Source organism: Streptomyces sp. yr375, assembly GCF_900110755.1.
Taxonomy (GTDB): domain Bacteria; phylum Actinomycetota; class Actinomycetes; order Streptomycetales; family Streptomycetaceae; genus Streptomyces.
This window is the reverse complement of the sequence record NZ_FOFF01000005.1, coordinates 167,387-180,152: the sequence shown is the minus strand read 5'-3', so window position 1 is coordinate 180,152 and position 12,766 is coordinate 167,387. Positions and strand designations below refer to the sequence as shown.

Sequence of the window (12,766 nt, the reverse complement as noted above, 5' to 3'; positions counted from 1 at the left end):
AGCGCGGGGAGATGAGCGGTTCGCCGTGTGTAGGGGATCGGTTAAATCGGGGCGGCGGTCGTACCGTCTATTCCGAATGCGGGACGGGAGGGGAGTTCAGCCCGTGCCGGAGTCCGGCACCACCCCGGCCGTCCGCCGCCCGAAACGCGCCCACGCGTAGCCGAGCCCCAGCCCGAAGCCGACCAGGTGCGCCAGATACGCCACCCCCGGCCCCTGGGCCGCCTGCCCCGCCGCCACCCACTGGAGGGCCGCCCAGAACGGCAGCACGACCCACGCCGGGAAGCGCAGCGGCAGGAAGAACAGGAACGGCAGGAGACTGGTCACCCGGGCCCGGGGAAACAGGTACAGGAACGCGCCGAGGACCGCGGAGATCGCCCCGGACGCGCCGACCAGGGACTGCGACGACTCGGCGTTGGCGGCGGCGTAGCCCAGCAGGGCCAGGTAGCCGCAGCCGAGGTAGAAGAGCGTGAACTCGACGCGGCCCATCCGCTCCTCGGTCAGCGCCCCGAAGACGTAGAGAAAGAGCATGTTGCCCAGCAGATGCACCCAGCTCCCGTGCACGAAGAGGGCCGTGGCCGGGGTCAGGGCGGCCCGGGGAGCGCCCTCGAAGAGCTCGGCCGGCACCACGCCCCAGCGCCGGAAGTAGGCCCGCTGCGCGGCCAGCAGTTCGTCGCCGGTGCCGTACGCCGCGTTGAGGCCCGAACCGGGGCCGACCAGGAAGACCAGGCAGCACAGGGCGATCAGCCCGTAGGTCACCGGCGCCGAGGGGCTGCGGAGGGCCTTACGGAGGGTGCTGCGCGGGGTCCCGCTCCAGTTGCCGATCATGACCACAGAGCATGACGTAACGGGACGCACCATCCCAGACCGCCTCGCCGCCGTGGACGGACGGGCGGTGGGTACCCGCCAGGCCGTAGGGTTACGAGCCACATGGGCGGGGGAGTCTCCGGCGACCCCGGCCCGGGAAGCACGACGGACGACGACGCGCGCACGACGGACGTATGACACTAGAAGGAGCGGAAAGTCACGATGACGGTTCCCCTGCCGACCGCCGCCACGCGGTGGCGCTGCACGCTCTGCGGCAACCTCACGCGGTTCGACGTGACGCGCTCGTCGAAGGTCGTCGAGTACGTGCACCTCGACCTCGCGGGTGAGCCGAAGGTCGAGGAGCGCGAGGTGGTCAGTGAGACCATCGAGTCGGTGCGGTGCCGCTGGTGCAACGCCGTGGATCAGGTGGAACTGGTGGATCGGCCGGGCGCCGACTCCTGACGGGAGGCGGCCCCGCACGGATAGGTGGGGTGTGACGGATGGTGGAGAGCGCAGGCGGGGGGCCGGGCGACGGCGCCGCCGAGATGCTCGACCGTCCGCTGCCGGACGGCGTGCGGCGCAGAGTCGTACAGATCGTCTCCGACGGCTTCGGCGGGCTGACCGTCGGCGAACTGCCCGCCCAGTTGCGCCAGTACGCCCGGTTCGCACCGAACCGGCGGGCCAAGTTCGCGGGCACCGCGATGGCGGCCGCACTGGAGACCGACCCCCTGTTCCGGCAACGCATCGCCGAGAAGTTCAGAGAGGGTCAGCCGGAGCTGTCCGGCGCTCTCGACTCCGGCTCGCCGACCCCGGCCGCGGACCCGCTCGACGTGGCGGCCGCGGCCTATGTGCTGCGGCCCGCGGGCTGGGTGAAGCTGGTCACCGCGGCCGGCGAGGAGGCCCAGCGCGCGGACGCCGAACGGGCAGGCGAGGAGAGCCGGGTCGAGCTGGAGCGGCTGCGCGAGGAGCTCGACCGGGCCCGTGAGCAGACCCGGACCGACACCGAGCGGCTGCGCGCGGAGCTGGACGCGGCGAAGAAGGAGGCCGAGTCGCTGCACCGCAAGCTGCGTTCGGCCCTCAGCGACGTCAAACGCGGTGAGGCCGCGCTGCGCAAGGTGCAGGGCGAGATGGAGACCGTGCGCGCCGAGGGGCACACGCAGGTGTCCGCCGCGGAGAGCGAGAGCCGGCGGCTGAAGGCACGGCTCGCCGAGGTGGAGGGCAGCCTGGAGGCCACCCGGCGGGCGGCGCGCGAGGGCCGCAGCGTCGAGGACATGCGGCTGCGGCTGCTGCTGGACACCGTGCTCGACGCGGCCCAGGGGCTGCGCCGGGAACTGGCGTTGCCGCCGCTGTCGGTACGGCCGGCGGAGACCGTCGACGCGGTCGAGCCGGGCCGGATGACCCCGAAGGACATCGCGGCCCGCGCCCTGTCGGAGAACGACCCGGCCATCCTCGACCAGCTCCTCGCGCTGCCGCAGGCGCATCTCGTCGTCGACGGCTACAACGTCACCAAGACCGGCTATCCGCAGATGCCGCTGGAGAAGCAGCGGCTGCGGCTCCTCGGGCAGCTCTCGCAGCTCGCCGCGCAGACCGGCGCCGAGGTCACCTGCGTCTTCGACGGGGCCGAACTGGCCGCACCGGTGCTGCTCGCGCCGCCGCGCGGGGTGCGGGTGCTGTTCTCCAAGCCGGGCGTGACCGCCGACGAGCTGATCCGCCAACTGGTGCGGGCCGAGCCGCCCGGCCGGCCGGTGATCGTCGCCTCGACCGACCGGGAGGTGGCCGACGGGGTGGCCAGGGCCGGCGCCCGGCCGGTGGCTTCCGCGGTACTTCTGAAGCGACTGTCCTGAACATCATTCGCTGTCCTGAAGGTCGGCGGCTGTCCTTAAGGTCGAAGTTACGGGTTTAATGACCGAATTGGCGGGTTCGTCGCGCAACGTAGGGTCAATCGCACATCACCGCACGTGAGTTGTGTGAAAAAACTGTGTTGCGTGATGCGTTTTTTTCGCCTGGGGATTTGAACTGATCACGGCAAGGTCACTAAGGTTTGGACCCCGCACCTCCATACGCTCGAACTTCCACACGGGTGATCACTCAAAAGAAGGAGCCCGTCTCCGTGGCGTCCCACCGTCGACCGAAGCAGCCCAGTCGCGCCCGCGTGACCGTGCTGACCACCGCAGCCGCCGCTGCCGTCGTCCTGAGCTCCCAGGCCGCCAACGCGGCGCCCAGCGAGAAGCTCACCAAGGACGAGGTCAAGACCAAGGTCGACAAGCTCTACGAAGAGGCGGAGCAGGCCACCGAGCAGTACAACGGGGCCCAGGAGAAGCAGGAGAAGCTCCAGAAGGAGATCTCCACCATCCAGGACAACGTCGCCCGCGGGCAGGCGGACCTCAACGAACTGCGCGACTCCATAGGCCTGGCGGCCGCCGCCCAGTACCGCACCGGGTCCATCGACTCCTCCCTCCAGCTCCTCCTCTCCTCGAACCCGGACGACTTCCTGGACAAGGCGTCCACCGCCGACCAGCTCAGCGCCCAGCAGGTCGAGGCGCTGAAGAAGATCCAGGAGAAGCAGCGCGAGCTGGCCCAGGAGCGCAGCGAGGCCTCCACCAAGCTCAAGGACCTCGCCGCCACCCGCACCGAACTGGGCAAGAAGAAGAAGGAAGTCCAGGGCAAGCTGGCCGAGGCGCGGGAGCTGTACAACACGCTGACGGCCAAGGAGAAGTCCGACCTCGCCGCCGACCAGGAACGCGCGAGCCGCTCCTCCACCGAGCGCGTCGACCTCGGCGACACCGGCTCCGCCTCCGGCCGCGCCGCCGCCGCGTTCTCCGCCGCCCAGTCCAAGATCGGCACGCCGTACGTCTACGGTGCCACCGGCCCGTCGTCCTACGACTGCTCGGGCCTCACCTCCTGGGCCTACGCGCAGGCCGGTGTCGGCATCCCGCGGACCTCGGAGTCGCAGGCCAACATCGGGACGCGGATCTACTCGCAGAGCGACCTCCAGGTCGGCGACCTGGTGTTCTTCTTCAACGACCTGCACCACGTCGGCCTGTACGCGGGCAACGGCCAGATCCTGCACGCCCCGCGCACCGGGACCGTCGTCCGCTACGAGTCGATGAGCACCATCGGCGGCCCGTTCATGTTCGGCGTCCGCGTCTGACCAAGCCCGACATGTGGGGTCCGATCAACTTCAAGATCGGGACACCACGCCGCCCGAACGGGCGAATCGTGACGACGAGAAGTGACCCCACGCCCCGCCGGTGACCTGCGTCAGCGGTGGGGCGTCACTGTGTGTGCCCGCCGAGGTCGTTGGCCGACCCCCCGCCGCGGGCTACTGTCTGCCGCGTTTCCCTGTCCGCCAGCGGAAGGAGCGCGGCTTCCCGTGGGGTCCCATCGCCGCCTTGCACAGTCCGGGTTCAACGGGGGCGCCCGCAGCGCCCTGAGCGTGCTGTCCCTCGCGGCCGCCGCACTCGGCGCCGTCTCCGCCGTACCGGCCACGGCCGCGCCGCACGACGACACCCGCTCCGAGGTGGACCGTCTCTACGAAGAGGCCGAGAAAGCCACCGAGGCCTACAACAAGGCCGACGAACGCGCCGGCACGCTGCGCAGGCAGGTCGGCGACGCCCAGGACCACATCGCCCGGCAGCAGGAGCGCATCAACGGCATGCGCGAGCAGCTCGGTTCGCTGGCCGGCGCACAGTACCGGGCCGGCGGCCTCGACCCGACCCTCGCGCTGCTGTTCTCCGACGACCCCGAGGACTACCTCGACAAGGCGTCCGTCCTGGACCGGATCACCGCCCACCAGGCCGGTGAACTGAAGGAACTCCAGGGCGCCATGCGCGAGTTGACCCAGGAGCGCGCCGAGGCGGCGGGCAAGCTCGCCGAGCTGGAGAAGAGCCGCAAGGCCGTCGTGAGCCACAAGCGGACCGTGGAGCGCAAGCTCGCCAAGGCGCGGCAGTTGCTCAACTCCCTGCCGTCCGCCGAACGCGCCGACTACGACCGGGCGTCCCGTTCCGGCCGCGAGGACCTGCCCGACCTCTCGGGCGTCGTCCCGGCGTCGGGCCGGGCGGGCGCGGCGCTGGCCGCCGCCCGCTCCGCGCTCGGCAAGCCGTACGTGTGGGGCGCCACCGGTCCCTCCGGCTTCGACTGCTCGGGCCTCATGCAGTGGTCGTACGCGCAGGCCGGCGTCTCCCTGCCGCGCACCTCGCAGGCCCAGGCGCACGCGGGCCGCCGGGTGCCGCTGTCCCAGGCCCAGCCCGGCGACATCGTCACCTACCGCTCCGACGCCAGCCATGTCGGCATGTACGTCGGCAACGGCCAGGTCATCCACGCCCCCTACCCGGGCGCGCCGGTGCGCTACGACCCGGTCGGGATGATGCCGGTGTCGTCCGTCACCAGGCCCTGACCGCGTCCCGTGCGGGGCGGTCGCCGTACGATCGGGTGGATGGCTGGTCGACGGCGGACGCGCGGCTCCCGGTTCCCGGGGCGCTGCCTGCTGCTCGTGCCGCTGCTCCTCGCGCTGCTGGTGTCCCTGGTCGGCTGCGGCGGCGGCCGCCCCGCCACGGACAGCGCCCGTGCCGACGTACAGCGGGTCCTGGACCGCCGCGCCGCCGCGCTCCTCGGCCACGACGCGAGCGCCTACGCGACCACCGGCACCGCGGCCGACTACACGGCCGTCCGAGCCGTCCCACTGGCGACCTGGTCATACCGAGTGACGGCAGTCCACGAGGACGGCGACTCCGCCACCTCCGCCACCGCCGACGCCCAACTGAGCTACCGGGTGGACGGCTACGACAAGGCTCCGGTGACCACGTCCCGCGTCCTCGGCCTGGCCCGTGGCGGGGCCGGGCAGTGGTCGGTGACCTCCGAGCGGCCCGCGAAGAAGACCGGCGAGCAACTGTGGGACCAGGGCACGGTGAGCGTCGTGCGGGGCGCGCACAGTCTCGTGCTGGGGGCCGGCCAGTCCGCCGCCCGGCTGCGGTCCTTCGCGGACCTGGCGGACGACGCCGTCCCGGCGGTGTCGGCGGCCTGGGGCACCGACTGGGCCGGGCACGTCGTCGTCCTCGTACCGAAGTCCCTGGAGGGCATGGCGGCGCTGCTCGGCTCGCCAGCCTCCTCCTACCGGGGCATCGCCGCGGTGACGACGGGCGAGACGGGCGGCGGGGCGAAGACACCCGCCGACCGGGTCATCGTCAACCCCGACGCGTACGGCATGCTCGGCAGGGTCGGCCGGCAGGTGGTCCTCACCCACGAGACCACCCACGTCGCCACCCGCGCCCACACCAACGCCGCCACCCCGCTGTGGCTGTCCGAGGGCTACGCCGACTGGGTCGGCTACCGCGACACCGACCGCACCCCCGCCGAGGCCGCCCCCGAACTCCAGCACGCCGTCACCTCCGACGACCTCCCGACGGCCCTCCCCACCGACACCGACTTCGGCTTCACCGGCGACGCGAACCGCCTCGCCTCGGCCTACGAGGGCGGCTGGCTGGCCTGCCGCATGATCGCCGAACACTGGGGCGAACCGAAACTCGACGAGTTCTACCGCACGGTGGGCACCCACAGGGAACGCCCCGGAGCAGTGGAAAACGCCTTGAAGACCGTCCTGGGCACGTCCTTGCCCCAGTTCACGGCGGACTGGCGGGAGTACGTGCGCACTCAACTCGGCTGACCCCGGGAGCGGACGCCGTGGGTGTCGGTACCGTCGACCGCCACAGTCGCCGGGCCGCTGTCACCGTCGCGGCCAGCAGCAGCCCGTTGCGCAGGAACAGGAGGGTGATGCCCAGGGGGGTGCTGGTGACGACGTCCTCGAAGAGGATGGGGAATTCCAGGACCGTCAGCGACGACGCGGTCAGGGTCAGGGTGGCGGGGAGGGTCATGCGGGTGGTGCGGAAGCACAGGCAGACCGCTGCGAGGCCGATCAGCCAGATCAGGTACTGGGGGCTGATGACCCGGCTGGTGACGGTGAAGAGCAGGACCGCCGTGAACGCCGCGTCGGCGAGTGTGTGCGGGGTGAAGCGGCGCGCCGTCAGCCGCCACCGCAGCAGCCAGCCGAACGCGACCGCGGTCAGGGCCAGGGACACATCGCTCACGATGCCGACGTACGGGCCCAGGAACTCCAGTGAGCCGTAGTTCATGAGCACCTGGCCCGGCCAGCCGAACTGGCGGGCCACATGGAGGGCCAGCGCGCCCACCGACTCCACCTCCGTGCCCCGGTCGCGCTGGAAGGTGAGGAAGGCGAAGGCGCCCGGCATCGCGAGAGCGAAGAGGGCCGATAGGGCGGCTGCCGTCAGGGTTGCTGTGGTCCAGGCCCGCTTGCGTACCGCGCCTGCCAGCAGCAGTATCGGCCAGACCTTCAGCAGGGCCGCCAGGCCCGTCAGCGCACCCATCAGCCGGGGGCGGCGGGTGCCCGCGAGCAGTGCGGCTACCGCGACCGCCGTCACCATGACGTCGTAGCGGGAGTAGAGGGTCGGGCCGAGGAGCGGCGCGCCCGCCGTCCACAGCCAGGCGCCACGCAGGGAACGGCCCGGGCGCAGGCCCGTGTTCAGCAGGAGCGTCAGGACGGCCAGGTCGGCGAGGAAGGCCAGGATGAAGAAGGCCGACGCGTAGGAGAGGAAGGGCAGGACGGCGGGGGAGAGGATCGCCAGGGCTGCCGCGGGCGGGTACTGCCAGGTGACGTCGGACTGCGGGAACGCCCCGGTGCGCAGGACCTCGTACCAGCCCTGGTAGGTGACGGAGACGTCGGTGGTGACGTCCGGGCCGGGGAAGAGGAGCACCTTGAAGACGAAGAGCAGCAGGACCAGCCGGGTCACACCCCATGTCACCAGCAGCGAGGTCAGGGGCGAGGTCGAGGCCAGGGGCGGTCTCGGGGCCTTCGTCGTCATGGGGTCATGATCCCCCGGGCGGCTGTGAAGCGCGGTCGGCGCGGCTGTGCGCGGCGTTTGGATAGGGTCGGCTGCGATGGCCGCTATGCACAAGACCCTGATCGTGACGAACGACTTCCCGCCCCGCCCGGGCGGTATCCAGGCGTTCCTGCACAACATGGCACTCCGCCTCGACCCCGACCGCCTCGTCGTCTACGCCTCCACCTGGAAGCGTTCCCGCGAGGGCGTCGAGGCGACGGCCGCGTTCGACGCCGAGCAGCCCTTCACCGTCGTACGGGACTCCACGACGATGCTGCTGCCGACGCCCGCGGCGACCCGGCGGGCCGTCGGGCTGCTGCGGGAGCACGGGTGCACGTCGGTGTGGTTCGGGGCCGCCGCGCCGCTCGGGCTGATGGCGCCGGCGCTGCGCAAGGCGGGCGCCGAGCGGCTGGTGGCGACCACGCACGGGCACGAGGCCGGGTGGGCGCAGTTGCCCGCCGCCCGGCAGCTCCTCGGCCGGATCGGCGAGGTCACCGACACCGTCACCTACCTCGGCGAGTACACCCGCTCGCGGATCGCGACCGCGCTGAGCGCCGAGGCGGCCGGCCGGATGGTGCAGTTGCCGCCGGGCGTCGACGAGAAGACCTTCCACCCGGGCTCCGGCGGCGAAGCGGTGCGTGCGCGGCTCGGGCTGACCGGCCGCCCGGTCGTCGTGTGCGTCTCGCGGCTGGTGCCGCGCAAGGGGCAGGACACGCTGATCCTCGCCATGCCCCGGATCCTGGCCGCCGAGCCGGACGCGGTCCTGCTGATCGTCGGCGGCGGCCCCTACGAGAAGGACCTGCGCAGGCTCGCCCACGAGCGCGGGGTGGCGGGTTCGGTGCACTTCACCGGGGCCGTGGAATGGTCCGAGCTGCCCGCCTACTTCGGCGCCGGGGACGTCTTCGCGATGCCGTGCCGGACGCGGCGCGGCGGACTCGACGTCGAGGGCCTCGGGATCGTCTACCTGGAGGCGTCGGCGACCGGACTGCCCGTGGTCGCCGGGGACTCGGGCGGGGCGCCGGACGCCGTGCTCGACGGGGAGACGGGGTGGGTCGTACGGGGCGGCGCCCCCGCCGACGTCGCCGAGCGGATCACCGTCCTGCTGGGGGACGCCGAGCTGCGCCGCCGGATGGGCGAGCGGGGGCGGCGGTGGGTGGAGGAGCGCTGGCGCTGGGACCTCCTCGCCGAGCGTCTCAAAACATTGCTCTAGAGCTTGTTCCAGGGCTTGTTCCAGAGCTTGTTCTCGACATTGCTCCAGGCTTTTGTTCCAGGCTTTTCCGTTCGGGCTCTAGGCGGGCGGCGGATTTGCGCTGATGCTGCGCTCATGACAGCCAAACTGATGCAGCGTCACCTGACGAGACGTCAAATCCTTGGTATGGCCGCCCTCCAGACGGCGGCCACTCTCGGTTTCACCCGCGTGGGCCTGCAGTCCGCCCACGCGGACGAGCCCGCCGCGGTCGAGTCCGCCCCCGCCATAGTCGTCGGCTCCGGCTACGGCGCCGCCGTCGCCGCCCTGCGCCTGGGCCAGGCCGGCATCCGCACCCTCGTCATCGAGATGGGCCGGCTGTGGAACACGGCCGGTACCGACGGCAAGGTCTTCTGCAACACCGCAAGCCCCGACTCCCGTTCCATGTGGTTCAAGACCCGCACCGAAGCGCCGCTGGCCACCTTCCTGTGGCTGGACGTCGTCAACAAGGACATCAGCCGCTACCCGGGCGTCCTGGACCGGGTGCACTTCGCCGACATGTCCGTCTTCGTGGGGCGCGGGGTCGGCGGCGGCTCGCTGGTCAACGGCTCGATGGCGGTCACCCCGCTGCCGTCCTACTTCGCCGAGCAGTTCCCCACCGTCGACGCGAGCGAGATGTACGCGACGTACTTCCCGCGCGCCCGCGCCATGCTCGGCGTCAACACCGTCGACCCCGCCTGGTTCGAGTCGACCGAGTGGTACCGGTTCACCCGCGTCTCCCGGAAGCACGCGGCGAACACCGGCCTGAAGACCACCTTCGTGCCCAGCGTCTACGACTTCGGCTACATGCAGCGCGAGGCCGCCGGCACCGCCACCCGGTCCGCCCTCGGACAGGAGGTCATCTACGGCAACAACTACGGCAAGAAGAGCCTCGACAAGACGTATCTGGCGGCGGCGCTCGGCACCGGCAACGTCACGATCCACACCATGGAGAAGGTGCGCGCCATCAGCCGGGCGAGCGACGGGAGTTACGTCCTCACCGCCGACCGCATCGACGACAGCGGCACGGTCGTCGAGACCAAGCAGTACGGCTGCACCTACCTCTTCCTCGGCGGCGGCAGCCTCGGCACCAGCGAACTCCTCGTCCGGGCACGGGACACGGGCACGCTGCCCGCGCTGGACGCGTCCGTCGGGGCCGGCTGGGGCACCAACGGGAACGTGATGCTCGGGCGCGCCAACCACCTGTGGGACACCGTCGGCGCCAACCAGTCGACCATGCCGGTCATGGGCATCGACGACTGGGCCAACACCGCCAACCCCGTCTTCGCGGAGATCGCCCCGCTGCCCACCGGACTCGAACACTGGGTCAGCCTCTATCTGGCGATCACCAAGAACCCGCAACGGGCCGCGTTCACCTACGACTCGGCGAGCGGGGGCGTCAACCTGGGCTGGAGCGCGGCCCAGAGCGCCGTCTCCGTCGCCATGGCGAAGAACCTGTTCGACCGGATCAACGCGGCGAACTCCACCATCTACCGCTACGACCTCTTCGGCACCGGCAACAAGATCTTCGCCGACGACTTCACCTACCACCCGCTCGGCGGCTGCGTGTTGGGCAAGGCGACCGACGACTACGGCCGGGTGAAGGGGTATTCGAAGCTGTACGTCACCGACGGTGCACTGGTGCCCGGCAACATCGGCGTGAACCCGTTCGTCACCATCACCGCGCTCGCCGAACGCACCATGGCGCGGGTCCTCGTGGAGGACACCGCGCCATGACGCACCGTCAAGAGATAAGAAAGGGCGGCTACTTGGCGTAGATGGCCTCGATCTCGCCCGCGTAGTCCTTCGCCACGACGTTGCGCTTGAGCTTCAGCGACGGCGTGAGATGGCCCGAATCCTCCGTGAACTGGGAGGACAGAATGCGGAACTTCCGCACCGACTCCGCCTTCGAGACCGCGGCGTTGCCGTCGTCGACCGCCGACTGGACGGCGGCCAACAGGTCGGCGTCGCCCTGCAGCGACGCCGCGGTCGAGTCCGCCGGCTTGCCGTGGTCGGCGGCCCAACGGCCCAGGAACTCCTCGTCGATGGTGACCAGCGCGCCCACGAACGGCCGCCCGTCGCCCACCACCATGCACTCCGCGACCAGCGCGTGCGCGCGGATCCGGTCCTCGATCACGGCCGGAGCGACGTTCTTGCCGCCCGCGGTGACGATGATCTCCTTCTTGCGGCCGGTGATCCGCAGATAGCCGTCCTCGTCGAGGGTGCCGATGTCACCGGTGTGGAACCAGCCGTCGGCCAGCGCCTCGGCGGTCGCCGCCGGGTTGTTCCAGTACTCCTTGAACAGGTGCTCGCCGTGCAGCAGCACCTCGCCGTCGTCCGCGATCCGCACCACCGAGCCCGGCAGCGGCTGCCCGACCGTGCCGATCTTCTGCCGGTCCCACGGGTTGAAGGCGGTCGCCGCGCAGGACTCCGTCAGGCCGTAGCCCTCCAGGACGGTGAAGCCGATGCCGCGGAAGAAGTGACCGAGGCGCTCGCCGAGCGGCGCGCCGCCGGAGATCGCGTACTCGCCCCGGCCGCCGAGGACCGCGCGCAGCTTGCTGTAGACCAGCTTGTCGAACACCTTGTGCTTGATCTTCAGACCGAGCGGCGGGCCCGCCGGCAGCTCCAGCGCCTTGCTGTACGCGATCGCGGTGTCCGCCGCCTTGTCGAAGATCGCGCCCTTGCCGTCCGCCTGCGCCTTCGCGCGCGCCGAGTTGTAGACCTTCTCGAAGACCCGCGGCACGCCCAGGATCAGCGTCGGCCGGAAGGACGCCAGCTCGTCGGTGAGGTTCTTGATGTCCGGGACGGTGCCCAGCTTGATCGGCGCCATCATCGGCGCGATCTGCACCAGCCGGCCGAAGACGTGCGCCAGCGGCAGGAACAGCAGCACACTGCACTCGCCCGTGCGGAACAGCGGCCGCAGCCGCTCCACGACGTTCCCGCACTCGGCGAAGAAACTGCGGTGCGTGAGCACACAGCCCTTGGGCCGGCCCGTCGTACCGGACGTGTAGACGATGGTCGCCGGGTCGTCGGCCTTGGCCTGCGCGCCGCGCTCCTCGACCGCCGCGTCGGAGACGTCCCTGCCGAGCCGCCCGAGCTCCTCGACGCCCCCGGCCTCGATCTGCCAGACGTGCTTCAGCGTGGGCAGCGAGTCACGCACCGACTCGACGGCGGCGGCGTGGCCGTCCAGCTCGACGATCATGGCGGTGGCGCCCGAGTCGGAGAGGATCCACTGCACCTGCTCCGCCGAGCTGGTCTCGTACACCGGGACGGTGACCGCGCCCGCGCACCAGATCGCGAAGTCGAGCAGCGTCCACTCGTAGCGGGTGCGCGACATCAGGGCGACCCGGTCGCCGGGCTGGACACCGGAGGCGATGAGGCCCTTGGCGGCGGCCTGCACCTCGGCCAGGAAGGCCGTGGCCGTCACGTCCTGCCAGGCGCCGCCCACCTTGCGGGCGATGACGGCGACGTCGGGATGCTGCGCGGCGTTTCTGCGGACGATGTCGGTCAGGTTGCCGTCCGCAGGGACCTCGTACAAAGCCGGAAGGCTGAACTCGCGCAAGACTGCTGCTCCTCATAGGGCGCCGGCGCCACGACGTTGTGTGATGCGACGGTGCGGTCCAAGGCTCGGGCTGTGCTCAGGTGTCTCGGTGGGACCCGACGGGACCTGGTGGATCCCGGTGGATCCCGATGTTCGAAATCCTGAGCACGACTGGACTGCCCGGACGTTACCCGTCGGTATGGCTTCTTCGACAGGGGGTCCGGCGAGATGTTCGCCGCGTCACACAGACTCGGTGTTTCCCGGCTGACAGTAGTCCACCGCTTTACTGACTGGCCAGTAACC

The 12,766-nt window shown here is 71.0% G+C and carries 10 protein-coding genes; 7 read left to right on the top strand and 3 right to left on the bottom strand.

Going from position 1 to position 12,766, the window contains the following annotated elements; genetic code table 11:
- Positions 1-96 precede the first annotated feature (96 nt).
- A complete protein-coding gene (locus BMZ82_RS08240) occupies positions 97-825 on the bottom strand; it encodes a rhomboid family intramembrane serine protease (protein WP_093773281.1) in 729 nt (242 codons plus the stop codon).
- 201 nt (positions 826-1,026) lie between these two features.
- On the opposite strand from BMZ82_RS08240, the gene BMZ82_RS08235 reads away from it, so the two are divergent.
- The 5 genes from BMZ82_RS08235 (at position 1,027) to BMZ82_RS08215 (ending at position 6,466) form a co-directional block, all read left to right on the top strand.
- Complete coding sequence (locus BMZ82_RS08235; protein WP_093773279.1) at positions 1,027-1,266, top strand: hypothetical protein; 240 nt, start codon at positions 1,027-1,029, stop codon at positions 1,264-1,266.
- 38 nt (positions 1,267-1,304) lie between these two features.
- Entirely contained in the window at positions 1,305-2,648 is a 1,344-nt protein-coding gene (locus BMZ82_RS08230) for an NYN domain-containing protein (RefSeq protein ID WP_093773277.1), read from the top strand.
- 266 nt (positions 2,649-2,914) lie between these two features.
- Positions 2,915-3,955 carry a C40 family peptidase gene (locus BMZ82_RS08225; protein WP_093773275.1) on the top strand — a complete coding sequence of 347 codons (1,041 nt, stop codon included), beginning with the start codon at positions 2,915-2,917 and terminating at the stop codon, positions 3,953-3,955.
- 222 nt (positions 3,956-4,177) lie between these two features.
- Entirely contained in the window at positions 4,178-5,200 is a 1,023-nt protein-coding gene (locus BMZ82_RS08220; protein WP_093773273.1) for a C40 family peptidase, read from the top strand.
- 39 nt (positions 5,201-5,239) lie between these two features.
- Complete coding sequence (locus BMZ82_RS08215) at positions 5,240-6,466, top strand: hypothetical protein (RefSeq protein WP_093773271.1); 1,227 nt, start codon at positions 5,240-5,242, stop codon at positions 6,464-6,466.
- Here BMZ82_RS08215 and BMZ82_RS08210 read toward each other — a convergent pair.
- Entirely contained in the window at positions 6,423-7,679 is a 1,257-nt protein-coding gene (locus tag BMZ82_RS08210) for a glycosyltransferase family 87 protein (protein WP_093773269.1), read from the bottom strand. The genes BMZ82_RS08215 and BMZ82_RS08210 overlap by 44 nt on opposite strands.
- An 85-nt stretch (positions 7,680-7,764) precedes the next feature.
- On the opposite strand from BMZ82_RS08210, the gene BMZ82_RS08205 reads away from it, so the two are divergent.
- Complete coding sequence (locus BMZ82_RS08205) at positions 7,765-8,907, top strand: glycosyltransferase family 4 protein (RefSeq protein ID WP_093773267.1); 1,143 nt, start codon at positions 7,765-7,767, stop codon at positions 8,905-8,907.
- A gap of 165 nt (positions 8,908-9,072) precedes the next feature.
- Complete coding sequence (locus BMZ82_RS08200; protein WP_093773265.1) at positions 9,073-10,659, top strand: GMC oxidoreductase; 1,587 nt, start codon at positions 9,073-9,075, stop codon at positions 10,657-10,659.
- Positions 10,660-10,687: 28 nt separating this feature from the next.
- Here BMZ82_RS08200 and BMZ82_RS08195 read toward each other — a convergent pair whose 3' ends face one another.
- Complete coding sequence (locus tag BMZ82_RS08195) at positions 10,688-12,484, bottom strand: AMP-dependent synthetase/ligase (RefSeq protein ID WP_093773263.1); 1,797 nt, start codon at positions 12,482-12,484, stop codon at positions 10,688-10,690.
- Between the last annotated feature and the right edge of the window lie 282 nt (positions 12,485-12,766).